Genomic DNA, 25,594 nt, shown 5'->3' with positions numbered 1-25,594 from the left:
GCCTACGCCGCGCGGCCGCCCAGGTACAGTTCGCGCACCTTTGCGTCATTCATCAAGGCTTCGGCCTGCCCGGTGATGGCCACCGTGCCCATCGACAGCACGTACGCGCGGTCGGAAATGCGCAACGCTTCCATGGCGTTTTGCTCCACCATCAGTATCGTCACGCCTTCCTTGGCGCGGATGCGCTGGATGGCTTCGAACACTTCGCCCAGCGTCTTGGGTGACAGCCCGGCCGATGGCTCGTCCAGCAGCAACAGGCCCGGCGAAGGCATCAGCGCGCGCGCCAGCGCCAGGATTTGCCGTTCGCCGCCCGATAACGACGCGGCGGGCGCATCCAGCTTGCGTTGCAGCACGGGGTAGTGTTCGCACAAGGTGCGCACGCGCGCCAGGCACTGCGCCTTGTCCAGCGCATTGCCGCCCACCAGCAGGTTTTCGCGCACCGACAACGCCGTGAACACGTTCTCGGTTTGCGGTACGAAGCCCAGGCCGTGACGCAGGATTTTCTCGTGCACGGGAAAGCGCGAGATGTCTTTGCCTTTCAGCATGACCTGGCCTTCGCGCGGCTTGAGGTAACCGGCGATGGTTTTCAGCAAGGTCGATTTGCCGCAACCGTTGGGTCCCAGCAGCGTCACGATTTCAGATTGGCCTGCATGCAGCGACAAGCCGCGCAGAATGTCCACGTCGCGGGTGTAGCCAGCAACAACGTTTTGCACGTCGATCATTTTTTCGCTCATCAAGCAGCTCCCATGCGCAGTACCGGCGTGGCCGTGGTGCCGCCAGCGGGCTTGGCCGTCGCGCCGCCCAGATACGCCTGCAACACCCGTTCATTGGACGCCAGTTCATCCGGCCGGCAATCGGCCACGATGTGGCCACGGTCCAGCACGATGCAGCGATGGCAGACTTCGCGGATGAAATGCATGTCGTGCTCGACAATCACAATCGTCATACCTCCATCATTCAGGCGCTGCAACGCACGGACAATGTCGCTGCGCAGGTTTGGGTGCACGCCGGCCGTGGGCTCGTCCAGCATCAGCATGCGCGGCTGCGCCATCAGCGCGCAGACGATGCCCAGCAATTTCTTTTGCCCGCCCGAGATCGCCGCCGCCGACAAATCGCGCACCGGCGTCAGCAGCAATTGGTCCATCAACGCGCCGGCACGCGCCCGCGCGCGTGTCTCGGCCAGCCCCGCCGCGCGCGAGCCGAACAGGTTTTCCCACACGCCGTGATGTTCGGTCGAAGCCGCCATGGCGACCTCGGCCACGGACATCTTGCGTGGCATCGACGGCAACTGGAAGGTGCGCGCGATGCCGGCCTGCACGATGCGGTGCGCGTTCAAGGTGTCGATGCGCCGGCCTTCGAACCGCACGGTGCCGGCGTCGATGGATTCAAAGCCGGTGATGGTGTTCAGCAAGGTGCTTTTGCCCGATCCGTTCGGGCCGAGCAGGCCGACGATTTCGCCTGGTCGGATCGAAAAGCCGACCTTCTCGAGCACGCGGTTGCCGCCAAACGCCTTGGCCACCGAATCGACTTGCAATGCATAAGGGGTGGTCATGGCATCTTCCTCATCTTTTCCGGCAGCAGCCCTTCGCTGCGCCACAACAGGCATCCCAACAAAATGAAGCCGATCAAGCCCAACCGCAGCGCGCCGGCCACGTCGGAGCCGAAGCCGAACGCGTCCTTGGCGAAGGGCACCAGCGTGTAGGCGGTCTGCACCAGCACCACGCCCAGCAGCACGCCCGATACGTTGCCGATGCCGCCGATCATCAGCATGGTCCACAACAGGAATGTCTCGGAGGCAAGCAGATAATCGGGGCCGACAAAGCTCATGTAGTGCGCGTACAGCGAGCCCGCCAGCGCGGTCACTGCCGCGCCGGCCATTACCGCCCGCGATTTCAGCCGCATCAGGTCATAGCCCATGCAGGCCGCCAGCTTGGGTTCTTCGCGCATCACGCGCAGCGCGCGCCCGAAGCGGCTGTAGGCCAGACGGCGCAACAGCACGGCGGCGGCGGCCGTCAACACCAGCACCAGGCCCAGGAATGCCAGCGCGCCGCTCTTGCCGTCCAGGCCGCCGAACAACGCGGGGATACCGCTGATGCCTTGCGCGCCATTGGTCAGCCACAGTTCGTTGGTGGCGACGGTGCGGATGATCTCGGCGATGGCCAGGGTGGCTATGCCCCAATAATCCGCGGCCAGCTGCTTGCCCAAGCGTGCAACGCACCAGCCCAGCGCCATGGCCACCGCAACGCCGGCAGCGGCGCCCAGGCCCGGGTGCCAGCCGATATGCACGGCGATGCCGGTGCCGTATGCGCCGATGCCCGCGAACGCGATGTGGCCAAAATTCAGCAAGCCCGCCAAGCCGGCTTGCAGGTTCAGGCCCAGCGCCATCAAGGCAAAGATCGCGCCGAAGGTCAGCGATGAAATCAGGAAATCAAACACGGCGCACCTCGCGATCGAACAGGCCGTAGGGCTTGAACAGCAGCGCCAGCAACAGGATCAGGAACGATGCCGCGCTGATGTACGCCACCGGCAGGAAGGCCACCGGCTTGTTGTAGAGCCAGCCGAAGTTCAGATTAGTCACCAGCGTTTCGGTGAAGGCGATCAGGAATGCGCCAGCGACCGCGCCCAGTGGGTTGCCCAGGCCGCCCAGGATGGCGGCGGCGAACACCGGCAACAACAGATCCGAGCCCAGGTTGATGTGCGCGCCCGTGGACAGGGCCAGCAGCCCGCCACCCAGACCTGCCAGCGCGCCGCTGGCGAACGCCACCTGGCAGGTAATGCGCGAGGCGTTCAACCCGCTGGCGTCGGCCAGGGCAGGGTTGCAGGACAGCGCGCGCATGGCGCGACCGGTGCGCGTAGTGAAAAGCAGCAGCGCAAAGGCCGCAAGCAGTACCGCCGTGGTGGATACGGCGGCAATCTGCATGACGGTGACGCTGGCGTCACCCAGGCGTATTGGCGTGGCCAGCGGCAGCTTGAACATCAGCGGGAACGAACCCGCGACGCCCTGGCAAAAAGCGATCAGCAACATGGACAGCGCCAGCGAGCCGATCATGGTGATGGCCGGACCCGCGCGCAGCAACCGACGAAACACCAGCAGGTGAAACACCAGCGCCAGCGCCCCGGTCAGCAGGCTTGCGGCCAGTAGCGCCAGGGGCAGGGGCAGGCCGAGCACGCTGCACGCATAGGTGGCGTACGCGCCCAGCATGGCGTATTGCACGTGCGCGATGTTTGGAAATTTGACCAGCCCATACACCATGCTCAGGCCCAGCGCGATCAGCGCCAGGTCCGAGCAGCGTAGCAGCGTGTCGACGAGAATCTGGATCATCTTGTTGACTCGTAAGACAGCAAAAAAGAAAACGCCTGAAGACAAGGCCGGGGCTGCGTGGCAGCCGCCGGCCCGGGCCCATCAACGTGCGACGATCTTGCCTTGGTCGGATTTGAGCTTGGCGTAGGGCGGGTCCACGCGCTGGCGGTCGCTGTCGAACTTGATGAAGCCGGTGACGCCTTCATAGCCCTTCTGGCCCAGTTGGGTCAGGGCGGCCTGCACGTCGGCGGGGGCGGTGGACTTGGCCAGGTTCATGGCGGCGGCCGTCAACAGCACCGCGTCATAGGCGTAGCCGGTGTAGGACGTCTTGAAGCCGTCCTTGTAGCGGGCCTTGAAGGCTTCGGCGTATTCGCGCCCCTTGGGGCCCAGCACCGATCCCACTTCCATGCCGATCTGTCCTTGCGCGATGTCGGCCGGCGTGTCGCTCAGGCACATGCTCAGCAAGATGCCGTACCACGGCGTCTTGCGCAGGCCCAGTTCAAAGGCCTCGCGGTTGATCACGGCCGATTCCTGGCCGTAGGCGGTGTAGATGTAGGCGTCCGGGTTGCTGCGCGACATCTGCTGCAATTCGCGGCGGTAGGTGGACTGGCCGGCGGTGTACAGCACTTCAGTCACGATCTTGCCGCCCAGCTTTTCAAACTCTTCCTTGTAGCCGTGCGCCACGCCTTGGCCGTAGGCGTTGTTGGGCGCAATGATGGCCACGTTGCGGTAGCCCTGATCCCAGGTGTCCTTGGCGGAAAAGCGGTTGCCCTTGTCTTCCAGGCCGATCAGGTTGAACGACGTGGCGCCCAGGTCGCGGATCTTCACGCTGGTGCTGGCGATGTTGATGTGCGTCACGCCTTCCTTGACCAGGTACTGGCCCAGCGGAATGGAAATGCCCGACGAGTATTCGCCGATGACGACCGGCACCTTGTCGACGCTGACCAGCTTGCGCGCGGCGTTCAACGCAGTGGTGGGGTTGCCGCCCGAATCCTCGACCACCACGGCAAATTTCTTGCCCATCACGCCGCCGTCGGCGTTGACCTTTTCCACGGCCAGGTCCACGGCGCGGCGCACGTCCTCGCCCACAGTGGCGTTGGCGCCGGTCAACGACAGCACGGCGCCCATCTTTACGGTTTCCTGTGCGTGGGCGCCGGCGCCGGCCAGCGACAACATCAGGCAGGTGGCGCCCAGCAACGGGCGGACGAACAATTGCATGGTGGTTTCCCCTCGAAGCGTGCCGGGTTCGCGTCTGATGCGCGAAGGGGCCGGCGGTGTGTAGTGGCCCTGGGCATTACCCAAGGCGCGAAACGAGGGCAGATGTGGATACCAAAAATGGAAATTGCATCCAATCCTGCTCAAGTGGATGCAAATATACGAGGCGGCTCGCGTCTCAACAATATGGGGTTAACCCGTTACCTGATGTTTCAAACACCGTTTTATCCACCGGGTTGCACCGCGTGTCGATATGCCGCAACGCATCGCGCCCGCCGACGGAGCCGTCGGCGGGCGCGATGTTGTTGCGTGAGAAACGAGGGCCGGCCGGCCAGCGTGGCCGCGTTACGGTCAGGGCTTCAGTACTACGGTCAGTACTTCAGCACATATGCTGGCCGCCGTTGATGGCGACGTTGGCCCCGGTCATGAATCCTGCGTGCGGGCCGCACAGAAACGCCACCAGCGCCGCCACTTCTTCGGGTTGGCCCAAGCGGCCGACCGGGATCTGCGGCAGGATCTTTTCCTTCAGCACATCTTCGGGCACCGCCTGCACCATGCGCGTGTCCAGGTAGCCCGGCGATACGGTGTTGACGGTGACGCCCTTGCCGGCCAGCTCCAGCGCCAGCGCTTTGGTGAAGCCGTGGATGCCCGCCTTGGACGCCGCGTAGTTTGTCTGGCCGAATGCGCCCTTGCTGCCGTTGACGGACGAAATGTTCACGATGCGGCCCCATCCCCGGTCCGCCATGCCGCCACATAGCGGCTGGGTCATGTGGAACATGGAATCCAGGTTGCTATGCATGACCTCGTTCCAGTATTCCAAGCTCATTTTTCGCAGGCGCGCATCGCGCGTGATGCCGGCGTTGTTGACCAGGATGTCGATAATGCGCCCGTCGTGGTCCAGCCGGCGCATCAGCGTCTGGCATGACGCGTAGTCGCCCACGTCCACGGAGTACAGCGCGAAGCGGCGTCCGCGCGAGGCTTCTTCTTCGGCCCAGGCGTGCGCGGCGCCTTCGTTCGAGTGGTAGGTGGCGATCACGTCGTGGCCGGCATCGTGCAGCGCCAGCGCGATGGCGCGGCCCAGGCCGCCCGAGCCACCCGTCACCAGCGCGGTGCGTTTATCCGTCATGGCGATCTCCGGGCTGGTTGGCATCGCGCATGGCGGCGCACGCGGCGGCCATCTGGTCCGACATCGCCGTCCAGATCTGCGTCATGGGGAAGGGCGCGGGCGTGATGCCGCCGCCGGTGGCCAGCTTGAACCAGCCGCTCATGGCTTCGCCCAGCCCGGCCGTCAGCGCGGCCTGCTCTTGCAGCGCGGCGTGGGTGATGGCCTGGCTGGCTTCCAATTGCGCCTGCCATTGCTTGCGCGTCATCTCGCCCAGCGCCGGTGCAATGGATTGCCAGTCGCCGGTGTGTTGCAGCGGGCTTAACGTGGACAGCGTGTTGTTTGTGTGTTGGTCGGCCAGCCGGCGGCCCAGTTCCATCCAGCGCTGCTGGCTTTCCTGGGCAAGTTGGGTCAGTCGTTGGTAATAGGCGGCGTTGGCGCCGGCAATTCCCTGGGGCATGGAGGCAGTAGGTTTCTTCATCATCCGTCCTTGTCGTAGTGGTAAGGGGCAACGAATCAGTCCTGGAAGCCGTCTGGGTCAGGGCGGCTGCGCCTAGCGCACGGCGTGGGTCAACAATAGCCCAGCGTCCCCCCGCAATGCCAGCCCGTGCGCGCCGCGCTTTTGTGCCTGCAAAGTAACTTGACGTTACCTCGGCCATGGTGTGTCATGCGTCGAAGCGGCACTTGGGCTGCACGGACTATTCAGCGAGGCAGTTGTGGCCACATCGGGAATAACGGTTCGCGTGCCGTCCTGGCGGTACCTGCCGGTGGCGCTGGCGTTGGTGCTACCCGCGCTGCTGTGCCTGGCGGGGACCTGGATCCACGCCAAAAAGCAGCAAAGGACCGAAGCCGAAGCCGCCGCGCAAATCGTGCGCGTGCAAATCGAGAACATGCTTGCGCAGGCGTGGCCGGTGCTGGATCAGGTGGCCGAGCTGACGCCGCAGCCCTGTGCCCAGGTGCTGCCGCAACTGCGTCGCTGGGGCACGCTCAACCCGTATTTCCGCGCCTTGGTGCTGGCCAACGATCGCCACATTTACTGTTCTTCGATCGTCGGCGAAGTGGATTCCGAATTGGGCGATTTCCGCAAATGGCCCATCGACGGCACGCCCGACCGCTGGCTGTTTTCAGTGGCGGGCACGCCGCTGGCGCCGGACCGCCCGGCCATTCTGCTGGGCAAGCCGGGCGCCCCAGGCTTTAGCGGCGCCGTCGCGCTGGACGGCCGCTACGTGCTGGACCTGCTGAACGCCGTGGGCACCTTGGGCGACTATCGCATTGAACTGATCGTGGGCAAGGGCGCGCCCATACACAGCGATTCCTGGAGCGACGACGACGCCGGCATCCAGCCCGTGTACGACGAAATCACGCGCAACAACGGGCGGGTCGCGTTGGCGATCAACGTGAGGGCGCCCACGGCAAGCATGATGCACGCCTGGAAGCAGCTGTTGCTGAGCTACCTGCCCGCCACCTTATTGATTGGCGCGGGCCTGGCGTTTGCGGCGTATCGCCTGCAACTGAACCGCCTGTCATTCAAAGAGCAGTTGCGCCGCGCCATGCTGGCCAATGAATTCCAGGTGCATTACCAACCGGTGTATGGGCAACTGACCGGGCAGTGCGAAGGCGTGGAAGCGCTGATGCGATGGAACCGGCCCGGCGTGGGTTTCGTGCGGCCGGACATCTTCATTGCGGCCGCCGAAGCCGAGGGCATGATCATTGCCTTGACCCAGCACCTGCTGCGGCTGATCGAACGCGATTTGCAAACATGGCGCACGCCGCCTGACTTTCACATCGGCGTGAACATCGCGCCCGAGCATCTGTCCAGCAACCTGCTGGTGCCCGACATGCAGGCGTTTCTGGCCAACGTGGCCGCGCGGCGGCCGCTGCTGGTGCTGGAAATTACCGAGCGCAGCCTGATCCAGGACAGCGGCCAGGCGCGCCGCAACATCGAGGCGTTGCGGGCGGCGGGCGTGCGTGTGGCGATCGACGATTTCGGCACGGGGCATTGTTCGCTGTCGTACCTGCAGAAGTTTCCGGTGGACTACCTGAAGATCGACAAGGGCTTCGTGCAGTCCATTCTGCCGACCGGTGAAGAGGCGCCGGTGCTGGACGTGATCATCACCTTGTCGCACCGGCTGAATCTGGCGGTGGTGGCCGAGGGCGTTGAAACGCAGGTCCAGTTTGACTACCTGACGGCGCGCGGCGTGGCGTTCATCCAGGGCTATTTGTTTGCGCGGCCGATGCCGTCGGCCGAATTCATCCCCTGGTACGCAAAGCACTCGCCGCCAGGCGCGGTGCCGCCATCGTCGGGTGGCGCGACGACGGGCGCGCTGGCGCAAGCTACGCCGCCGGGCGCGACGGCGGCGTAGCGATCAGGACGCCTTGGCCTGCGGTTCGGCCTTGGCGAAGAACAAGTCGGTGATGGCCTGGCCGTCCATCGGTTCGCCGTTGATGGCACGCGCCAGCAACTCGGCGCCCAGCAGTTGCACCGAGAACACCAGGTCCGGATGCACGCGCCGGATCTTTTCCAGATGCTTGCTGGTGTTGACCAGCGCCACCGTCTTGGCGCCGCCCTGCGCCGTGGCCTCTTTGGCGGCCAGCACGATGAATGCGTTTTCGGCGTCGTCGTCGCGAAGCGCCAGCACATAGCGCGCACGCGTCACGCCGGCGTTGTGCAACACGTCTACGCTGGACGGGTCGCCTTCGATCAAATCGGTGGCGGCGGGGTATTCATGCGGCATGCCGGGCGGCACGATTACCGTGACCTCGTCGCCGCGCCGGCGCAATCCGGCGTAGACGCTAAGCGCCAGCGGCGTCGCGCCCGCGATGATGATGTGGTTTTTTCTCATGGCGGTTGAAAACTTGCCTTTGACCAGCCGTTTCAAGTTGCCGCCGATCACCGGGCCGGCGATGGCGCTGATGGACGTGGCGAACACGGTAATGCCCAGGATGATAATCGACGCGGTAAACAGCCTGGCGGTGGTGCTGTGCGGCGTGATGTCGCCATAGCCCACGGTCGACATCGACACGATGGAAAAGTAGAACGCGGTGCCCGCGTCCTTGACCGGCGGGTTGAATTCTTCGCCCAGGTAGAGGGTGCCGAAGACGGCGTAGATCAACAGGGACATCACGCTGACCAGCGCGAACAGCGAACCCGCCGTCACGCTTGCGCGGTCAAAGCGGCGCCAATACACCACCAGCGCAATCACCAGCACCATCGTGTAGATGCCCAGCCCCGCGCGGCCGCTGTCGCCAAGAATCGCGAAGGTGCCGATGCCGATCAGCAGCACCAGCGAGAACGCCCAGGCGATGCGCGCCTTCAAGATCAGGCCGATGGCAATCACCTGTAGCCCCACACCCAGCACCAGGCGCGGGATTTCCAACAGGCCCACCACGCGCATCACTTCATGCCAATTGTCCAGCGCCAGCCAGAACGAATATTCGCGCGCGCGCACTTCGCGCAGCACGGGGTGCATGAATGCGTAGCCGTCCAGCGCAACCAGGATGGCCAGGCACCAGTTGGGGGGAAACACCGCCAGCACTTTCTTGTGCAGGCGCATCAGCGACACAGAGGTTAGCGGCATTGGACCTGTCCTTTAGTCCGCATTTTAGGACGATGACTCAAAGGGCTCTGCTATATCAAATAGGTATAGAAGGCTATCAACAAAGAATTACTGGATTCGGGTGCCAAGTCATAAACTTCGTTCATCACGCGGCTATCCAAGTGGAAAACCGCTGATACGGGTGGAAGTCAGCCAGTAGTCGGGGCCGGCCAGCACCCAGGCGTTGATCACGTTGCAGCTTGTGCGCGGACTAGAGACCGCGCAGAAGTTCACGGTCGGACCGTGCGTGAGCAGTATGAGGCACGAATGTTGGAATCGCGTGATCCAGGTAGAAGGCATCAGTGCCGGCTGATGACTCCGGGTTCACGTGTTGTTTTAGCGCGGCGTCTTACCTCTCGGGGGCAGCGCCGCGTTTTTTTCGCCCGTTCAATCTGAACGCGCCATGGGCTTTGCGCCCAGATCAGTTTGCCGCGCCGGCGTCTTCGGTTTCGCGGCCCCATTCTTCCAGCCCGTCCTGCCGGCTGTCCTCCCCTGAAGCTCGATAGTCCGGGTCCAGCGCGATATCCGCCGCGAACATATAGCCCCAGCCGTGCACAGCCCGGATCGGCAATGTCATCTGGTTGGCGGTGGCCTTGCGCCGCAAGCGGCTGATCATGACGTCGACGAAGCGCCGGCGCGTGATGCCGCTGTCTGCATCGTCGGCCCCATCGGCGTAGAACGCGTCACGGCTGATCTTGCGATCGGGCGCCGTCACCAGCCGCGACAGAAAATCGCGTTCGCCGGTGGTCAGCCCCAGTGTGCGGCCGGCGGGGCTGATCAGTGTCCACCCCTTGTTGGCCAGGCGCCAGGTTTCCTGCGCCGGTTCTTCGGCGTGCGTGTCCGCCGCGGCTTCCATGCCGTCAAGCCCCACCGCACGGCGCACCAGCGCCTGCAATGCCGCGGCCAATTCCAGCCCCGTCACATCGGGAGGCAGGCAGGCGTCCGCACCGCACAGCAGCGTGCGGATCCGGCTTTCGGCGTCTGCAAAGGCGGCGATGGCGACAATGCCCAGGCCCCGATCGACTGCGCGCAAGCGTACGGCGGCGTTGTGGATATCGGAAAGCGGCGCGTCCAGCACGACCAGCGGACTGGGGCGGCGGGAATAGCGGTCGTAGACGTCGATCAGGTCATGGCAACGGCGTACGCAGAAACCCAGATGAGACAAGGCATCCACAAGCCTGGCGTGCTTGGCATCGTCATTGCCAAGGAAAATGACATCCAGCGTGTTATTCATTGATGCTTCCAATGAGCCGGCGCGGCACGGAGCGTCGCGCCATGACGAGACCGTCTGGCGGTGTTTTTTTGAATGTGGGCACGGGCTTCGGCCGGCTTCCTGTCCGATGCTGGCCACCAGCGGCGAGGACTATGCCGCCTTGAAGTCACGCCCGTGTTTCATTTAAACACGGGCGTGTTTTTTTGTGAAGATACGTTTCTGTAGTTTCTGATGGTAACCGTGGCGTCACGGAACAGTAAGGGAAAGCACCGCGCCGCCTGGGGCTTTGCGCCCCTGCCTCAGCGGATTATTAAGTATTACCGATACATTATTTTCTATTTTGCATACGGAATTGCTCATAAACTCGTGCGGCTTTAACGTCGGGCTTGCGGGTTGTACCCCGGTGCGACTACCCTTTCCGCGCACGCTGGATTATTGCGGTAAGTGGCTGGCCGGCTTGGGTTTTCGTCGGTGTGACCCGCTCGATAAAGCCGTGCCGGCGCGGCTCATGCGACACGCAAGCACGCGAATATTGCGATTTACGGATTAACCCTGAAATTGGGGCGCAATCCGTTTATTTGGCGCCAGTGTTGAGATGTTTTAATCAAATAAATAATTTCATATTAATGTCTCAGGTTGATCGATTGGACACGTTTAGCCATCGTCTGCGCAACGCAAGAATGCTTCAGGGATGGACTCAAAAGGACTTGGCGGTCGCAAGCAACCTGTCGCAAAGCGCTATCGGCAACTACGAAAGCGGGCAGCGCCAGCAGCCCTCCAGCGATGCGCTTATCAAATTGACCCGCGCCCTGCGGGTCAGCCCGATGTGGCTCAGTACCGGAGAAGGGCCGATGCTTAGCTCCGGCTATGCCGAGCCGACCGTGGCCAGCGCCAATCCCGGCGACCTGCCGGCCCCACCGGCCTGGCCCTTCGAATCGGTGTCCTACGCCACCTATTCACGCTTGAGCTCGCAGGAAAAGCGGCAGATCGAACTCGTGCTTGCCGCCTACATCAAGGCACGCGGCGAATAGGCCCCATGGGTTGAGCCGGGCTGGGCGGCACCGCGCTTTGCGGGCGGCGATGCGGGTCCGGCGCGGGCATGAATTCGCCCGGCTGCGGCTTGCGGCGCAGGCGGCTGCGCAAGCGTTCCACGGGGTCCGCCACCAAGCCGTTCAATAGCGCCGAAAACCCGATGCAACCCGCGATCACCAATGCCGCGAACAACATGGGCTGGTGCATTTCAACGTCGTTGAGCAACCAGCTGAAGAACAGGATCACCAGCGAATGACAGATATAGATCGGGTAGCTGAGTTCTCCGATGGCCTTGTCCAGGCGGTGGCGCGACTGAAACAGAAAAGCCAGCGGCAACAGCGCGGCAAACAGCAGCACCGCCAACCCATCACGCACCGTCGGATTGATGCCGATGGAAAAGTGCAGCAGCGTGTAGATGAACAGCGCCACGGTGCCCGCTTCAGGCAGCCGGTGAAACCGGCGCGTCCAGGCCTTGAAGCGCGGCAGCAGTACCTGGTGCGATAGCGAACCGATCAGGAACAACGCCAGTTCGGTGGGAAAGAACCGATAGGTCCAGGGATCCGTCACGCCGACGCCGGTCACGATCAAGACGCCGCGCAGCGCCAACGATGCGGCCAAGAGGGCCAACAATCTGCGCGGCGATCCCAGAACAAAAGGCGCGACCAGGTAGAAGCTCATTTCGACACCGAGCGTCCAGGCCTGCGGCACCAGCAATCCCTGGTAGAGCGGCACTTCGCTATTGGCGAAGCTGCCCGTGAACGCCAGCGCCGAGTGTTCGATGCCGAAGAACATCAACCAGTCCTGTCCGAAGATGAACAGGTTGGACAGCACCAGGAAAAGATCGGCCGAGAAGGGCAGGGCTGCATAGAAGCGGAAGAACGCGCCGCCGCTTAAAACATGCGCCAGCAGGGTCAGGCCCGCCACCGTCAGATAGATGGGGAACAGGCGCAGGAAACGATTGGCGTAGAACTTGCCCGTGGCGCCCTGGTAGTTGTCCGTGGCGGTCAGCACATATGAAATCAGAAAGCCCGAAATCACATAAAACAGTTGCACCGCCAGCCGCCCGCCGACAAGGTGATCGGCATAGCCGCCGCCCAGGTGGTCCAGCACCACTGATAGCGCCAGTAGAGTTCTCAAGAAGCCCATCGCCGTGTCTCCCGGTAATCTTTTTATGGCCGGCCAGAAGCGGCCGACGCATGCGTCGTTCGTTACGTTGCGATCGGCTTGTTTGCCCTGTGCTGCCAGGGTGGCCAGATGCGTGGTCTGGAATGATTCTGCGCGTCGGACACAGGCGCCGCCATGCGGCATTCGATGCAGCACCCTGCATCTTCGGCGTGATGGAATCGGGCCATCGTGCTGCTTTTGGATACGGCTGTAGGGTTTAGAGAGCAGGACGTTACAGGCCTGTGCCGGTTACAGTCGGGGCTATGAAACCTTTAGGAGACCTATTCATGCCTACCCCTCTGTCTTCGCGTTGCCGGCTGCTGTGCCTGAGCCTGCTGACCCTGGCATTGGCGGGTTGCGCGGGGTCCACCGGAGGCGCGCGCCCGCAAGGCGCCGCCGCGGCCAATGCCGCCACCAGTGCAGATTCCCTGGCCCAGACAAGTTGGGAACTGGTGCGCTGGACCCAGACGGGCGGCGCCCAGCGCGACATCCCCCACGGTGATAATGGCGAGCCCGTGCAGCTGACCTTTCTGGCGCAAGGCAAGCAGTACCGCGTCAACGGCTTTTCCGGCTGCAACCGCTATATGGGGTCGTACAAGCTGCAAAGCGGCAAGTTGTTTATCGACGCCCCGGCCACCACTCGCATGGCTTGCGTGCCGCCCGAACGCGCCAAGCTTGAAGCCGACTACCTGCGCGGCCTGACCGCCATCGACACCTTCACGTTGGACAGCGGTGGCGCGCCCCGGCACCTGACGTTCAACTTGCGCGGCGGCGACGTGCTGGAATTTGAACGCCGTCAGGACCCGCCCACGCCGTAAGCCCCTGGCAGCGCGATAATGTCGCCTTTCCGCGCCCGGCATCGCGCCGTGGCGCGGTCCGACTTGCTGACGTGCTGACTTGCTGACGTGCTGACGTGTTTACGTGCGGAGACCGCCCATGCCCTTTACCGCTACCCTGCGCTGCCTGGCGCCATGCGCGCTAGCCGTTGCCCTGGCCGCCTGCGCCGGCCCGTCCCATCGCGCCGCCGATGGGCAAGACCGCCGCTTCCAACCCGCGTCCGCCTCCGACATCCTGGCCCAGACCAGCTGGGACCTGGCGCGCTGGACCTTGCCGGGCGGCGGCTTGCGGACGATTCCGCATCCCTCGTCGAATTCGCGTCCCCTGACTGTCAGCTTCGTCCATGTACAAGGTGCGCCGCGGGTATCGGGCTTTGCGGGTTGCAACCAATACAACGCGCCCTATACCGTGGCTAACGGCCAACTGATCGTGCAAGCGAATCCGGTCGCCACGATGATGGCGTGCGCGCCGCAGAACATGCAGCTTGAGCAGGACTTCCTGGCCGGCCTGACGCGCATCACCGCGACGTCGCTGGACAACACCAACAACCCGCAGCGCATGACGTGGGTGCTTGCCAGCGGCGACACGCTGGACTTTGGCCGCCGCGTGGACCCGGTGGCGGGCGGGCAAGCCGGGCCGACCAAGCTGGTCTATGTGAATGCCGAGCGCGTGCCCTGCAACGGGGGCGCCGGTCGCGCGCTGTGCTATCAGGTGCGCGACAGCGCCTCGCAGCCGTGGCAGTACTGGTATGGCGACATCACGGGCTTTCAGTTTCAGCCGGGCATCCGTTACCGGCTGCGCGTGGTTGAAGTGACCGACCCGAACCCGCCGCCGGGCGCTTCAACCACGCGCTGGGTGCTGGACGCGGTGATCGAGCAGGAAATCGTCAGCCGTTGATACGGATCAAGCCGGGCGCTGGGCGGCGTGGCCTGCCCGGCGCTCGCGCCTGCGGAACGATCCGCCCAGCGTTTACTATTACGGCCTTCGCCCACCGCTTTGCATTGCTTTGCCATGACTGCCGTCGTCAATATCGCCGCCTACAAATTCGTTTCGCTGGATCTCCTGCCCGACCTGCGCGCCCACCTGCTGACCGTGGCTGGCGACTGCGGGCTCAAGGGCACCATCCTGCTGGCCGAAGAAGGCATCAATCTGTTCCTGGCGGGTTCCGCCCAGGGCATCGACAGCTTCCTGCAAACGCTGCGCGCTGATGCGCGCTTTGCAGACCTGGAAGTGAAATTCAGCCATAGCGAAGGCGTGCCGTTTCGCAAGCTGCTGGTCAAGATCAAGCGCGAAATCATTCGCATGGACCACCCCACCATCCGCCCTGAAGCGGGCCGTGCGCCGGGGGTGGACGCCCAGACGCTGGCGCGCTGGCTAGAGCAGGGCGCCGACGATGCCGGCCGCCCCGTCGTCATGCTGGACACGCGCAACGCCTTTGAAGTCGATGAAGGCACGTTCAAGAACGCCATCGATTGGCGCATCGAACGCTTCACGCAGTTTCCGGCCGCCGTACAGGCGCACCGCGCCGAACTGGAAGGCAAGACGGTGGTCAGCTTCTGCACGGGCGGCATCCGCTGCGAAAAAGCCGCCATTTACATGAACGAGGCGGGCATTCCCAACGTGTATCAGCTGGACGGCGGCATCCTGAAGTATTTCGAGGAAACCGGCGGCGTCGGGTATGACGGCAAATGCTTCGTCTTCGACGAACGCCATTCGCTGGACCCGGAGCTGGCGCCCACCCAGCCGTAGCCCTGGCCCGGGCCGTCTGCCAAAGAAAAGCCCGCCATTACCGGCGGGCCTTTTTTGCGTCAGGCGGATACGCCGATCAACGCACGCGCATGCCGGGCTTGGCGCCGGGGAAGGGCTCCAGCACATAGATGCCGGCGTCCACGGCTTCGTCCGCGTGGCTGGCGGCCAGCACCATGCCTTCGGACACGCCGAACTTCATCTTGCGCGGCGCCAGGTTGGCCACCATGACGGTCAGCTTGCCGATCAGGTCTTCGGGCTTGTAGGCCGACTTGATGCCCGAGAACACGTTGCGGTGGCGGCCTTCGCCCACGTCCAGCGTCAGGCGCAGCAGCTTGGTCGAGCCTTCGACGTGTTCGCAGTTGACGATCTGCGCAATGCGCAGATCCACGCGGGCGAAATCGTCGATGGAAATGGTTTCGGCAACGGTCTCGCCACCGGGCACAACGACGGGGGCGGCGGGCGGTTCGAACAGGTCTTCCAGCATCTGGGGTTCCACGCGTTGCATCAGGTGCTTGAACGGTGCCACGCGCTGCGGCAGCACGGCGGCATCGGCCCAGGTGAACGGCGCTTGGGCGCCAAACAACTCCAGCGCGACGCGCTCGGCCAGCGACGGCAGCACCGGCGCCAGCATCACCGACAACGCCTTGAAGCCGGCCAGCGAACGCGAGCAGATGTCTTGCAACGCGGCCTTTTGCGCGTCGTCGGCGGTGGCCAGGCCCTTGGCCAGCACCCACGGCTGCGCGGTGTCGAACGCCTGGTTGATGCGGTCGGCGTAAGCCATGATCTCGCGAATGGCGCGGTTGTATTCGCGTGCCTCGAAAGCGGCGCGGATCGACTCGGCCTGTTCGGCGTATTCGGCCGACAACGCGGCGGTGTCGCCGGAATAGCCCAGCACGCCGTCAAAGTGCTTGGTGATGAAGCTGGCGGCGCGGCTGGCGATGTTGACGTATTTGCCGACCAGGTCGCTATTGACGCGCGCGATGAAATCCTCGGGGTTGAAGTCCACGTCCTCGACGCGGGCGTTCAACTTGGCGGCGATGTAATAGCGCATCCATTCCGCGTTCATGCCCAGCTCCAGATAGCGCAGCGGCGAAATGCCGGTGCCGCGGCTCTTGGACATTTTTTCACCGCTGACGGTGATGAAACCGTGCACATTGACCGCGTCCGGCGTCTTGCGCCCGGCGAATTTCAGCATGGCGGGCCAGAACAGCGCGTGGAAATACACGATGTCCTTGCCAATAAAGTGCACTTGTTCGGTGGTGCCGTTGGGGTCGAGTAGGGCGTCGAAGTCCAGGCCCTTGACCGCGCAGTACGACTTCAGCGACGCCAGATAGCCCACCGGTGCGTCCAGCCACACGTAGAAGTACTTGCCCGGCGCGTCGGGGATCTCAATGCCGAAGTAGGGGGCATCGCGCGAGATGTCCCAGTCGCCCAGCTTGGCCTCGCCGTCTTCGGCGCCTAGCCATTCCCGCGTCTTGGCCAGCATTTCCGGCTGCAAGTGCTTGCCGCCGTTGGCGTTGGACCCGGTGGTCCATTGCTGCAGGAATTCCACGCAACGGGGATCGGACAACTTGAAGAAAAAGTGGTCGGACGACTTCAGCACCGGCGTCGCGCCGGTCAGCGCCGAATACGGGTTGATGAGTTCGGTGGGCGCGTACACGGCGCCGCACACTTCGCAGGAATCGCCGTATTGGTCCTTGGCGTGGCACTTGGGGCATTCGCCCTTGATGTAGCGGTCGGCTAGGAACATGCCCTTGACCGGGTCGTAGAACTGTTCGATGGAGCGCGTTTCGATCAGGTTCTGCTCGCGCAGCGCGCGGTAGATGTCATGCGACAGCGCGACGTTTTCCGCCGAATCGGTGGAATGCCAGTGGTCGAAACGGATGTGGAAGCCGTTCAGGTACTGCGGGCGTTCAGCGGCATAGCGGGCCACCAGCGCCTGCGGCGTGATGCCCTCTTTTTCGGCCTTCAACATGATCGGCGCGCCGTGCGCGTCGTCGGCACCCACGAAATGCACCGTGTGGCCCGCCATTCGCATCGAACGCACCCAGATATCAGCCTGGATGTATTCCATGATGTGGCCGATGTGGAAGGATCCGTTGGCGTAGGGCAGCGCTGTGGTGACAAATAGGGTGCGAGACATGGTTGTCGACAGAGGGGGAGGGAAAAAGGGTTTGGCGGGCCATTTTAGGACAATGGCGTGGACTTGCCCCGTCGCGGCCCGATAACGACGCAACCCGCCGATCGCGCGGGCGCGATTCGGGCGGGTTGGAATGGGTGGCGGCCGGCAGTCGGTGGCGGTACCCGGCGCGGGCAGGCCGGGCGGTCGTACCGGGCGACGGCAAAGGCAACGGCAAGCTTGCGCCGCACGCGGCGCAAGCGTTTACGTCATGCCGACGTTAGCGAACTTCGCGAGCTTCGACGTCGATCACATCGCCGCGCGGCTGCGTGGCGAAGGGGGCGGTGGCGGTCTGGAAGGGTCCCGGTCGGGCGCCTTGGCGCTGGCTCCAGTAGGCGCGGACGCCGAAAGGTTTGCCGCGCACCTTGGCGACCACGTAAAGGATCGCCACGGCAAGCGCCGTGGACAGCATGAAGACCAGCGCCATCGCCATACCGATCAAGGCCAGGGCGGCGAAAAGGACGGCACGGAAGAAGCGGATAAGTGTGTTGGTCATGAAGGTCGGATGCAAAACGCAGCGAAAGGTTCCCGCGTATCCGCTATCCTTTAGGGGATGGCGGCCCGCAGAAGCCGCGCTGCCTACGGAACCATAGTGACATGAGTATAACGATAGAAAACATCCGCGCCGCTTTGCGCGCGGCGCGCGACCCCAACACGGGTTTGGACCTGGGCGTTTCTGTAAAAGATCGTGACATCGACCTGACAGGCGGCCGCGTGGCCGTCACCCTGGAATTGGGGTATCCCGCCGACGGCGTGCGGGAACAGGTGGCCGCCGTGGCGGCCGCGGCGCTGGCCCAGGCCGGCGTTCCCGACGCCCGCATCAACATCACCTGGAAGGTTGCGGCCCACGCGGTGCAGAAGGGCTTGAAGCCGCTGCCCAACGTGCGCAACATCATTGCCGTTGCGTCGGGCAAGGGCGGCGTGGGCAAGAGCACCACCGCCGTGAACCTGGCGCTGGCCTTGTCGGCCGAGGGCGCCAAGGTCGGCGTGCTGGACGCCGACATCTATGGCCCCAGCGTGCCCACGATGCTGGGCATTTCGGGCCGCCCGGAAAGCCTGGACAACAAAAGCATGGAACCCCTGACGGGCCACGGCTTGCAGGCCAATTCCATCGGCTTCCTGATCGACGCCGATTCCCCCGCCATCTGGCGCGGCCCGATGGTGACGCAGGCGCTGGAACAGTTGCTGCGCCAGACCAATTGGCGCGACCTGGATTACCTGATCGTCGACATGCCTCCCGGCACGGGCGATGTGGCGTTGACGCTGGCGCAGAAGGTGCCGGTGGTGGGCGCCGTCATCGTCACCACGCCGCAGGACATCGCGCTGCTGGACGCCCGCAAGGGCTTGCGCATGTTCCAGAAGGTTGAAGTGCCGATTCTGGGCGTGGTCGAAAACATGGCCATTCACATCTGCTCGCAGTGCGGTCATGCCGAACACATTTTTGGTGAAGGCGGCGGCCAGCGCATGGCCGAGCAGTATCAAACGCCCTGGCTGGGCAGCCTGCCGCTGACGCTTGCCATCCGCGAACAAACCGACGCCGGCAAGCCCACCGTGGTGTCGGATGCCGGTAGCGAAGCCGCCGGGCTTTATCGTGCCATTGCCCGCAAGCTGGCCGCCGGGGTGGCCGCGCTACCGCGTGATTTGGCCGGAAAATTCCCGTCTATTGTCGTCCAGCAGCCGACCTGACACATGCAATGGGCAGCCCGCGCCATTCTGGCAGGACTATGCGTGTTTTCAGCCGAGGCGTTGGCCAAGCGGCCGGAAGTCATCGTGGACCCGGGCGGCGTGCCGCCGGCCGCGCTGACGGCCATTACCGAGGCCGTTGATGCCATCGCTCGGCTGGCTGAAGACCAGGACGGGGGCGAAATCAACCGGCTGCGACGCCGTGCGCGCGACGCCACGCTGGCCGCGTTGGCTACGCAGGGTTACTTTTCACCCACGGTAACGCTGGAATCCGGCACCGATATCGGCGGGGAAACCTGGGATATCGGCATCGTGCCGGGCAAGCGCACGACCGTCTCGTCCGTGGACCTGAAGTTCACCGGCCGCATCACGCGTCCGGAATTCGCCCAGCGTGTGCAAAAGCTGCGCGACGACTGGCAGCTCAAGGCCGGACAGCCATTTATCAATAGTGACTGGAATCGGGCCAAGTCGAACCTGCTGGATGAGATTTCGACGCGCGACTTCATGCTGGCGCGCATGACGGCATCGCAGGCGGAAATCATGGCCGATACGGCCACCGCCGCCTTGCAGGTGACCGTGGACAGCGGGCCGCAGGTCCGCATGGGCGAGCTGACCACCGAAGGCCTGAAACGCGTACCGGACAAGCTGGTGCAGCGCTACGTGCGCTATTCGGTCGGGGCCGCCTACGATCAGAACCGGCTGGATACCTGGCAGCAGGACCTGCAATCAACGGCCTTCTTTCGCGGCGCCTTCGTGTCGTTGGAGCCGCCCGGCAGCACGCCGCCGCAGGCGGCCGACGTGAAATCCGATCGCGCCCGCGCGCCCGGCTCTGCCGATGTGGCCGCCGCCACGCCCGCGGGCGACCCGACCGTGTCGGGCGCGGTGCCGCCGCCGCCGCCCGCCTATGACTCGGACGGCGAAGTGACCTTGCCCGTGCAGGTGCGCGTGGTGGAAGCGCCGCCCAAGCGGTTCACGGCGTCGATCGGCGTGGACGACGAGGCGGGCGTACGCGTGGAATCGCTATACCGCCAGAACGTGGTCTTCGGCCAACCCGTCACCATGGAAACCGGTTTCAGCGTGGACCGTCTGCGTCAGCGCGCCTACGCCGACTTCCTGCTGCCGCCCACCGAGCGCGGCTACAAGGATTCGTTTGGCGTGCTGGCCGACCATTCCGACATCCAGGGCCTGGATGTAACCCGCTATGCCCTGGGCGCCACGCGTCTGCAAGAGCGCAAGGGCGCGGGCGACAGCCGCGTCGAATATGAAACGCGTTGGGGCCTGCTGCTGGCACAGGACCACGTAAAAATCGACGGCGGCGACGAATATACGTTGCCCACGCTGACCGCCACGGCCGAATGGCTGCGCCGCGACGTCGACAACAAATATGACCCGCGCGAAGGCAACCTGATTGCCGTGGGCGGCGGCGTGGGCGTGACGCTGGACACTGGCGAACCCTATACCCGCGCCCGGCTGCGTGCGCAGAAATGGTGGCCCATCGGCAAGCTGGACGTCTTGACGGTGCGCGGCGAGGTCGGCCGCGTGTGGTCCAGCAGCAAGGTGCAGGTGCCGGACGACTTCGGCTTTCGCACGGGCGGCGCGCGGTCCATACGCGGCTACAAATATCAAAGCATCGGCGTGCAACGCGACAACGCCGTGGTGGGCGCGCCGACGCTGGTTGTAGGTAGCGTCGAATACGACCACTATTTCAACGAACGCTGGGGCATGGGCGTGTTCGTGGACGCGGGCGATGCCGCCGAGTCCTTCGGCGACATGTCCCTGGCGGTGGGCTACGGCGTCGGCGCGCGGGTGCGCACCCCCGCCGGCCCCTTGTTCCTGGACGTGGCCTACGGCCAGCGCGAGCGCGACCTGCGTCTGCACTTTTCGTTGGGGATCGCGTTTTGAAGCTGTTGCGCAAATTCCTGCGGCAGGTGCTGGTGTGGTGGCTGCCGGGTTTGGCGATGCTGCTGTTGCTGGCCGCCGGCTTCCTGTTCTGGCTGGTGGGGTCGCAAAGTGGCACGCGGCTGTTGCTGACCACCGCCGCCCAGCAGTTGAACGGCCAGGCGCTGGACGTGAACGGATCGTTGTTGCGCGGCGTGACCGTGGGCAAGCTGGACCTGGACGCGGGCGGCACGCGCGTCGATATCAGCCGGCTACATCTGAATGTGGACTGGCGCGCGCTGGGCCAGCGGCGGCTGCATGTGCGCGACGTGTCGGCGGAATCGGTGCGCGTGGCCTTGGCCCCGTCAGCCGAGGCGCCCGCCACGCCGGACGATAACGAGCCGTTTTCCTTGCCGTCCCTGCCCGTGGATATTGCCGTGGACCGCCTGGCCCTGGGTGACTTTCAACTGGAGCAGGACGGCCAGCCGTTGCCGGTCACGCTGGGCGACCTTAGCGCGACGTTCGCGGCCGGCAAGCAAGGCGCGCAGCTGCGCATCGCGTCGCTGCGGGTCGGCCACGAGGTGGGCGAGGCGCAGGTGTCGGGCGAAGCGCAGCTGCAAGGCATGGCCGACCCCTGGCCGTTCGCCGCGCGCCTGGATGTGACGGCGCGAGGGTCCGGCCCCGAATCTCCCTTGTGTCAGGCGGACCGATTAGGGGGCGTATTCGCGGCGGGTCCGGCCGCGACGGGCAAGCAAGGGGACACGACGTCGCAAGCCAAGCGCGCCGCCGGCGCCGAACGCACGGCGCAACCGGGCGCGCGGACTGCGCCGCAATCGGGAACATCGGCGAAACCGCGCGGCAGCGCACCGAGCAACGCGCAGGCGAACTCCAAAGCCAATGCGCCGGCGTCCGACGCGAACGTGCAGGCGAACTCCAAAGCCGACGCGCAGGCGAACTCCAAAGCCAATCAGGGCCGCAACAAAGCCGATGCGCGGACGACCACAGCAAGCGCACAGGTAAATCCCAAAGCCACGGGGAACGCCAATGTGGCCGCCGGGCCGGGCGCGAGCGCCGGCTCCAAAGCCGCTACTTCCGAGATCGCCGGCCCGCCCGCGCCCGCCTGCCAGGTCGTGCTGCGCGCCGATGCGGCGGGGTCGATGGATGGCATCCAGGCCAAGCTGGACGGTGCCGGGTCGGGGATGCTGCTGGACGTGGTGGCCGACCTGGCCCCGCGCACCGCGCTTATCCTGCGCAGCGCCCGCGCCAACGCGCAGCTGCCGGATAAGTCGACCCTGGCCGCCCAGTTCGACCTGCAATCGGGCGCCGGCCAAGTCGCCGGCCGCGACCGCATCACCGGCACGATCAGCGCGCAGCGTTTGGATCTGGCGCCGTGGTTGGGCAAGGACGTGCCCCCGGCAGTCCTGACGGTGCGCGGCGACGTGCAGGCCGACATTGAAAACCTGAGCCAGTTGCGCCATGCCGCCATTGACCTGCGTTTCGAAGAGGGCACCCGCTGGAACAAGCAGCCGCTGACGGGCGGCGTGAAAGCGCAAGTGGACATCGCCGCAACCGAGCCCGGATCGGCACCGGCCGCGGCACCGGCACCCGCACCGGCACCCGCACCGGCACCCGCACCGGCGGGCTCTACAACGGCGCCAACGACCGCACCCGCCGCCTACTCCGACCCGCTGTCCGGACTGCGCATTCACGGGCTGGACGTGGACTTGAAGCTGGGTCGCAACCGCATCCGCGCATCGGGCGAGATGGACGCCACCGACGGCGCGCTGACCTTGGACGCGCAGGCGCCGCAGCTGGACGCCTTCTGGCCCGGCATCCCGGGCGGCGCCGAGCTCAAGGGCAAGCTGGCCGGCAATATCGCGGCGCATCGCGGCGAGCTCAACGCCGGTTACACCCCCGCCAAGCCCCGCACGGGCGTGCTGGGCCAAGCGCCGGCCAAAGCCAATATCGTCTTTGCGGGCGGCTGGGGCAAGGGCCCGGCTGGCCAGCCCGACGCAGCGCTGGTGGGCTGGCGCGGCACCTTTTCCAAGCTGACGGCCGATAGCGCCGGGTTTGTCGTGGCGGCTGACCGGCCGGTCTCTTTGGCCTATCTGCCGTCGGCCGTACACCCGCAATGGCAATGGCAGGTGGGCCAGACCGTTCTCAGCGTGACGCTGCCGGGCAAGGAACGCCTGACCTTGGCGCACCAAGGCTCGCGCGGCGGTGGCAAGCGCTGGGAAACCACCGGCCAGGCCGACAACCTGGTCATCACGGCCGCCATGGCCCGCCAGGTGATCGGCGCGCTGGACCCCGAGGCCGCCGCCAAGCTGGGCAAGGGCCCCTCGCGCGTAAACGCCATGGTGCCCGAGGGCCAGCGCCGCATCGCCCTGGACCTGCTTTGGGACTTGAAATTTGACGGCCGCCTGGCGGGCAAGGCGCGCATTGCCCGCCGTGAAGGCGACCTGCTGATCCCGGGCGACCCGCCCGTCCCCCTGGGATTGAAGGCGCTTGTGCTGGACCTGACGGCCACGCCCACGTCGCCCAACACCAGCCGCCTGGACGCCAGAATCGACCTGGCTACCGCCAAGATGGGCACGGTGAACGGCACCGGCACCGCCGTGCTGCGCGTGGACGCCAAGGGCGGCATGGCGCTGGACGAGCGCCAGCCGCTGCGTGCCAAGCTGGACGCCGACATTGCCGATCTGGCCTGGGTCGGCCTGTTTGTGGGCGATTCGATGGAAGTGGGCGGCGCCGTCAAGGCCAACGTCGAGGTGCAAGGCACCTTGGCCGGAAAATGGTCGGCCACGGGCAACATCCGGGGCGACAAGCTGCGCCTGGTCCGCATTGACGACGGCGTGCGCCTGGTGGACGGCACGCTGTCGGCGCGGCTGGATGGCCAGCGGCTGGTGTTGGACAGCCTGCGCTTTCCGGCATCGCTGCGCGTGATGCCGGCCGAATGGCGCACCAAGGAATGGATCACGACCAACCCCGAGGCCAAGGGCGGCTACGCCGAGGCGCGCGGGCAGTGGAACATCATGGACGGCGGTGGCGACATCAAGCTGACGCTGTACCGCTTTCCGGCCTTGCAGCGCTCGGACCGCTACGCCATGGTTTCCGGCACGGTCACGCTGACGGCCGCCATGCCGCGCATCGACATCGTGGGCGACCTCAAGGCTGACGCCGGGTGGTTCAGCCTGGAAATCCTGCAGGGCGTGCCGTCGCTGGATGACGACGTCAAAGTCATTCATCCGGGCCAGGATCGCGCCACGGTGTCCACGCCGCTGCAAACCAGCATGAACCTGAAGTTCGACATGGGGCCGCGTTTCTACATTACGGGCATGGGGCTGGACGCCGGGCTGCTGGGCTCCATCCAGATTCTGCTCAATGACGGCCGGCTGACCGGCGTGGGCGCGTTGCGCACGCGGGGCGGCGGCATCGAGGCCTATGGCCAGAAGCTGCGTCTCAGCCGGGGCACGCTGACGTTCCAGGGCCGGCTGGACAACCCGCTGCTGGACATCGAAGCCCTGCGCACGGGCGAACAGGTCGAGGCCGGCGTCAAGGTGGTCGGCACCGCGCAGCGCCCGCGTATCGACCTGGTGTCCTACCCGGACGTCAGCGATGTCGAAAAGCTGTCCTGGCTGCTGCTGGGGCGCGGACCCGACGAAAGCGGCAGCGACGCGGCCTTGCTGGTGTCGGTGGGCACCGCGCTGCTGGGCGGCGGCCAGCCGTTCTACAAGCAGTTCGGGCTGGACGATGTCAGCGTGCGCACCGGCAATATCGGCAGTTCGGGCAGCATCCTGCCCGACCGCACGGTGGCCGGCGACGTAAACCGGGACAGTGACAGCCAGCTGGCAACCCAGTTCCTGGTGGCCAGCAAGTCTTTCGCCAACGGCATCACGCTAAGCGTGGAGCAGGCGCTGGCCGGCAGCGACACCGTGGGCCGGGCCAGTTACCGTCTGGCGCGCGGGCTTTCCGTGGACTTGAAGGGCGGGTCGGTCAACGGCATCGCGCTGGTGTACCGGACGTTCTGGGGGAACTGAGTAAAATGACGGCCACTTCACCCCTTTAGCACCATTCCCACCATGAGCATCAAAAGCGACCGCTGGATCCGCCGCCAGGCCGACGCCGGCATGATCGAACCCTTTGAACCGGGCCAGGTCCGCACGGCCAATGGCGGGCGCATCGTCAGCTACGGCACCAGCAGCTACGGCTACGACGTGCGCTGCGCCGATGAATTCAAGATTTTCACGAACATCAATTCCACCATCGTCGACCCGAAAAACTTCGACGAAGGCTCGTTCGTGGACTTCAAGGGTGATGTTTGCATCATCCCGCCGAACTCGTTCGCCCTGGCCCGCACGGTGGAATACTTCCGTATTCCGCGCAGCGTCCTGACCATCTGCCTGGGCAAGAGCACCTACGCGCGCTGCGGCATCATTGTCAACGTGACGCCGCTGGAACCCGAATGGGAAGGCCACGTCACGCTGGAATTCTCGAACACCACGCCGCTGCCCGCCAAGATCTACGCCGGCGAAGGCTGCGCGCAGATGCTGTTCCTGGAAAGCGACGAAGTGTGCGAGACCTCGTACGCGGACCGTGGCGGCAAATACCAGGGCCAACGCGGCGTGACGCTGCCGCGCACCTGATC

21 protein-coding genes are annotated in these 25,594 nt (G+C 65.0%); 9 read left to right on the top strand and 12 right to left on the bottom strand.

Going from position 1 to position 25,594, the window contains the following annotated elements:
• Positions 1-2 precede the first annotated feature (2 nt).
• From YH64_RS15510 to YH64_RS15480, 7 genes are all read right to left on the bottom strand, one after another.
• Positions 3-722, bottom strand: a complete 720-nt coding sequence (locus tag YH64_RS15510; RefSeq protein ID WP_046805146.1) for an ABC transporter ATP-binding protein — start codon at positions 720-722, stop codon at positions 3-5.
• 11 nt (positions 723-733) lie between these two features.
• On the bottom strand, positions 734-1,552 hold the full coding sequence (locus YH64_RS15505; RefSeq protein ID WP_046805122.1) for an ABC transporter ATP-binding protein: 819 nt from the start codon (positions 1,550-1,552) through the stop codon (positions 734-736).
• A complete protein-coding gene (locus YH64_RS15500; RefSeq protein WP_046805121.1) occupies positions 1,549-2,436 on the bottom strand; it encodes a branched-chain amino acid ABC transporter permease in 888 nt (295 codons plus the stop codon). Before YH64_RS15500 ends, YH64_RS15505 begins: the two co-directional genes overlap by 4 nt.
• Entirely contained in the window at positions 2,429-3,322 is an 894-nt protein-coding gene (locus YH64_RS15495) for a branched-chain amino acid ABC transporter permease (protein WP_046805120.1), read from the bottom strand. Before YH64_RS15495 ends, YH64_RS15500 begins: the two co-directional genes overlap by 8 nt.
• A gap of 81 nt (positions 3,323-3,403) precedes the next feature.
• Positions 3,404-4,519 (bottom strand): ABC transporter substrate-binding protein, encoded by a 1,116-nt coding sequence (locus YH64_RS15490; protein ID WP_046805119.1) that lies wholly within the window; start codon positions 4,517-4,519, stop codon positions 3,404-3,406.
• Between the two features lie 376 nt (positions 4,520-4,895).
• Positions 4,896-5,642, bottom strand: coding sequence for an acetoacetyl-CoA reductase (phbB, locus tag YH64_RS15485; RefSeq protein WP_046805118.1), 747 nt, complete (start codon positions 5,640-5,642; stop codon positions 4,896-4,898).
• The gene (locus YH64_RS15480; protein WP_046805145.1) at positions 5,632-6,099 is read right to left on the bottom strand and encodes a hypothetical protein; all 468 of its coding nucleotides are present in this window, start codon (positions 6,097-6,099) and stop codon (positions 5,632-5,634) included. The genes phbB and YH64_RS15480 overlap by 11 nt, the downstream gene beginning before the upstream one ends.
• 262 nt (positions 6,100-6,361) lie before the next feature.
• Here YH64_RS15480 and YH64_RS15475 point away from each other — a divergent pair, with 262 nt between their 5' ends.
• Entirely contained in the window at positions 6,362-7,981 is a 1,620-nt protein-coding gene (locus tag YH64_RS15475) for a cyclic diguanylate phosphodiesterase (protein ID WP_319308419.1), read from the top strand.
• Between the two features lie 3 nt (positions 7,982-7,984).
• Here YH64_RS15475 and kch read toward each other — a convergent pair whose 3' ends face one another.
• Positions 7,985-9,196 (bottom strand): voltage-gated potassium channel protein, encoded by a 1,212-nt coding sequence (kch, locus tag YH64_RS15470; protein ID WP_046805117.1) that lies wholly within the window; start codon positions 9,194-9,196, stop codon positions 7,985-7,987.
• Between the two features lie 439 nt (positions 9,197-9,635).
• Positions 9,636-10,448, bottom strand: coding sequence for a winged helix-turn-helix domain-containing protein (locus tag YH64_RS15465; RefSeq protein ID WP_046805116.1), 813 nt, complete (start codon positions 10,446-10,448; stop codon positions 9,636-9,638).
• A gap of 605 nt (positions 10,449-11,053) precedes the next feature.
• Here YH64_RS15465 and YH64_RS15460 point away from each other — a divergent pair.
• On the top strand, positions 11,054-11,458 hold the full coding sequence (locus tag YH64_RS15460) for a helix-turn-helix domain-containing protein (protein ID WP_082134496.1): 405 nt from the start codon (positions 11,054-11,056) through the stop codon (positions 11,456-11,458).
• Here the strand turns inward: YH64_RS15460 and YH64_RS15455 are convergent.
• A complete protein-coding gene (locus tag YH64_RS15455) occupies positions 11,439-12,605 on the bottom strand; it encodes an acyltransferase (RefSeq protein WP_046805115.1) in 1,167 nt (388 codons plus the stop codon). The two genes, YH64_RS15460 and YH64_RS15455, sit on opposite strands and share 20 nt — an antisense overlap.
• A gap of 305 nt (positions 12,606-12,910) precedes the next feature.
• On the opposite strand from YH64_RS15455, the gene YH64_RS15450 reads away from it, so the two are divergent.
• The 3 genes from YH64_RS15450 (at position 12,911) to YH64_RS15440 (ending at position 15,209) form a co-directional block, all read left to right on the top strand.
• Positions 12,911-13,441, top strand: a complete 531-nt coding sequence (locus tag YH64_RS15450; RefSeq protein ID WP_046805114.1) for an META domain-containing protein — start codon at positions 12,911-12,913, stop codon at positions 13,439-13,441.
• 118 nt (positions 13,442-13,559) lie between these two features.
• Positions 13,560-14,357 (top strand): META and DUF4377 domain-containing protein, encoded by a 798-nt coding sequence (locus YH64_RS15445; RefSeq protein ID WP_046805113.1) that lies wholly within the window; start codon positions 13,560-13,562, stop codon positions 14,355-14,357.
• A gap of 114 nt (positions 14,358-14,471) precedes the next feature.
• Entirely contained in the window at positions 14,472-15,209 is a 738-nt protein-coding gene (locus YH64_RS15440) for a sulfurtransferase (protein ID WP_046805112.1), read from the top strand.
• 76 nt (positions 15,210-15,285) lie between these two features.
• On the opposite strand, the gene metG is transcribed toward YH64_RS15440, so the two are convergent.
• Both metG and YH64_RS15430 read right to left on the bottom strand, forming a co-directional pair.
• Positions 15,286-17,406: a methionine--tRNA ligase gene (metG, locus tag YH64_RS15435; protein ID WP_255444494.1), complete on the bottom strand. Its 2,121-nt coding sequence runs from the start codon at positions 17,404-17,406 to the stop codon at positions 15,286-15,288.
• A gap of 202 nt (positions 17,407-17,608) precedes the next feature.
• On the bottom strand, positions 17,609-17,884 hold the full coding sequence (locus YH64_RS15430; protein WP_006221752.1) for a hypothetical protein: 276 nt from the start codon (positions 17,882-17,884) through the stop codon (positions 17,609-17,611).
• Positions 17,885-17,985: 101 nt separating this feature from the next.
• Here YH64_RS15430 and apbC point away from each other — a divergent pair, with 101 nt between their 5' ends.
• Genes apbC through dcd form a run of 4 tightly spaced genes read left to right on the top strand, consistent with a single transcriptional unit; the run spans position 17,986 to position 25,592 of the window.
• Complete coding sequence (gene apbC, locus YH64_RS15425; RefSeq protein ID WP_046805110.1) at positions 17,986-19,074, top strand: iron-sulfur cluster carrier protein ApbC; 1,089 nt, start codon at positions 17,986-17,988, stop codon at positions 19,072-19,074.
• A gap of 3 nt (positions 19,075-19,077) precedes the next feature.
• Positions 19,078-20,973, top strand: coding sequence for an autotransporter assembly complex family protein (locus YH64_RS15420; protein ID WP_104141915.1), 1,896 nt, complete (start codon positions 19,078-19,080; stop codon positions 20,971-20,973).
• Positions 20,970-24,986, top strand: coding sequence for a translocation/assembly module TamB domain-containing protein (locus tag YH64_RS15415; RefSeq protein ID WP_255444487.1), 4,017 nt, complete (start codon positions 20,970-20,972; stop codon positions 24,984-24,986). The genes YH64_RS15420 and YH64_RS15415 overlap by 4 nt, the downstream gene beginning before the upstream one ends.
• A 42-nt stretch (positions 24,987-25,028) precedes the next feature.
• Positions 25,029-25,592: a dCTP deaminase gene (dcd, locus tag YH64_RS15410; protein ID WP_006221748.1), complete on the top strand. Its 564-nt coding sequence runs from the start codon at positions 25,029-25,031 to the stop codon at positions 25,590-25,592.
• Positions 25,593-25,594 lie beyond the last annotated feature (2 nt).

Source organism: Achromobacter sp. LC458 (genome assembly GCF_001005835.2).
GTDB classification, from domain to species: Bacteria; Pseudomonadota; Gammaproteobacteria; order Burkholderiales; family Burkholderiaceae_B; genus Achromobacter; species Achromobacter spanius_B.
This window is presented reverse-complemented; position numbering and strand designations above follow the sequence as displayed.

Bases quoted from the DNA above. Each gene is read 5' to 3' on its own strand.
- YH64_RS15495 (WP_046805120.1), bottom strand. From the start codon at position 3,322: ATGATCCAGATTCTCGTCGACACGCTGCTACGCTGCTCGGACCTGGCG.
- YH64_RS15445 (WP_046805113.1), top strand. From the start codon at position 13,560: ATGCCCTTTACCGCTACCCTGCGCTGCCTGGCGCCATGCGCGCTAGCC.
- YH64_RS15440 (WP_046805112.1), top strand. From the start codon at position 14,472: ATGACTGCCGTCGTCAATATCGCCGCCTACAAATTCGTTTCGCTGGAT.
- apbC (WP_046805110.1), top strand. From the start codon at position 17,986: ATGAGTATAACGATAGAAAACATCCGCGCCGCTTTGCGCGCGGCGCGC.
- YH64_RS15450 (WP_046805114.1), top strand. From the start codon at position 12,911: ATGCCTACCCCTCTGTCTTCGCGTTGCCGGCTGCTGTGCCTGAGCCTG.
- YH64_RS15430 (WP_006221752.1), bottom strand. From the start codon at position 17,884: ATGACCAACACACTTATCCGCTTCTTCCGTGCCGTCCTTTTCGCCGCC.
- phbB (WP_046805118.1), bottom strand. From the start codon at position 5,642: ATGACGGATAAACGCACCGCGCTGGTGACGGGTGGCTCGGGCGGCCTG.
- YH64_RS15510 (WP_046805146.1), bottom strand. From the start codon at position 722: ATGATCGACGTGCAAAACGTTGTTGCTGGCTACACCCGCGACGTGGAC.
- YH64_RS15465 (WP_046805116.1), bottom strand. From the start codon at position 10,448: ATGAATAACACGCTGGATGTCATTTTCCTTGGCAATGACGATGCCAAG.
- dcd (WP_006221748.1), top strand. From the start codon at position 25,029: ATGAGCATCAAAAGCGACCGCTGGATCCGCCGCCAGGCCGACGCCGGC.
- YH64_RS15420 (WP_104141915.1), top strand. From the start codon at position 19,078: ATGCAATGGGCAGCCCGCGCCATTCTGGCAGGACTATGCGTGTTTTCA.
- YH64_RS15460 (WP_082134496.1), top strand. From the start codon at position 11,054: ATGTCTCAGGTTGATCGATTGGACACGTTTAGCCATCGTCTGCGCAAC.
- YH64_RS15490 (WP_046805119.1), bottom strand. From the start codon at position 4,519: ATGCAATTGTTCGTCCGCCCGTTGCTGGGCGCCACCTGCCTGATGTTG.
- YH64_RS15480 (WP_046805145.1), bottom strand. From the start codon at position 6,099: ATGAAGAAACCTACTGCCTCCATGCCCCAGGGAATTGCCGGCGCCAAC.
- YH64_RS15505 (WP_046805122.1), bottom strand. From the start codon at position 1,552: ATGACCACCCCTTATGCATTGCAAGTCGATTCGGTGGCCAAGGCGTTT.
- kch (WP_046805117.1), bottom strand. From the start codon at position 9,196: ATGCCGCTAACCTCTGTGTCGCTGATGCGCCTGCACAAGAAAGTGCTG.
- YH64_RS15455 (WP_046805115.1), bottom strand. From the start codon at position 12,605: ATGGGCTTCTTGAGAACTCTACTGGCGCTATCAGTGGTGCTGGACCAC.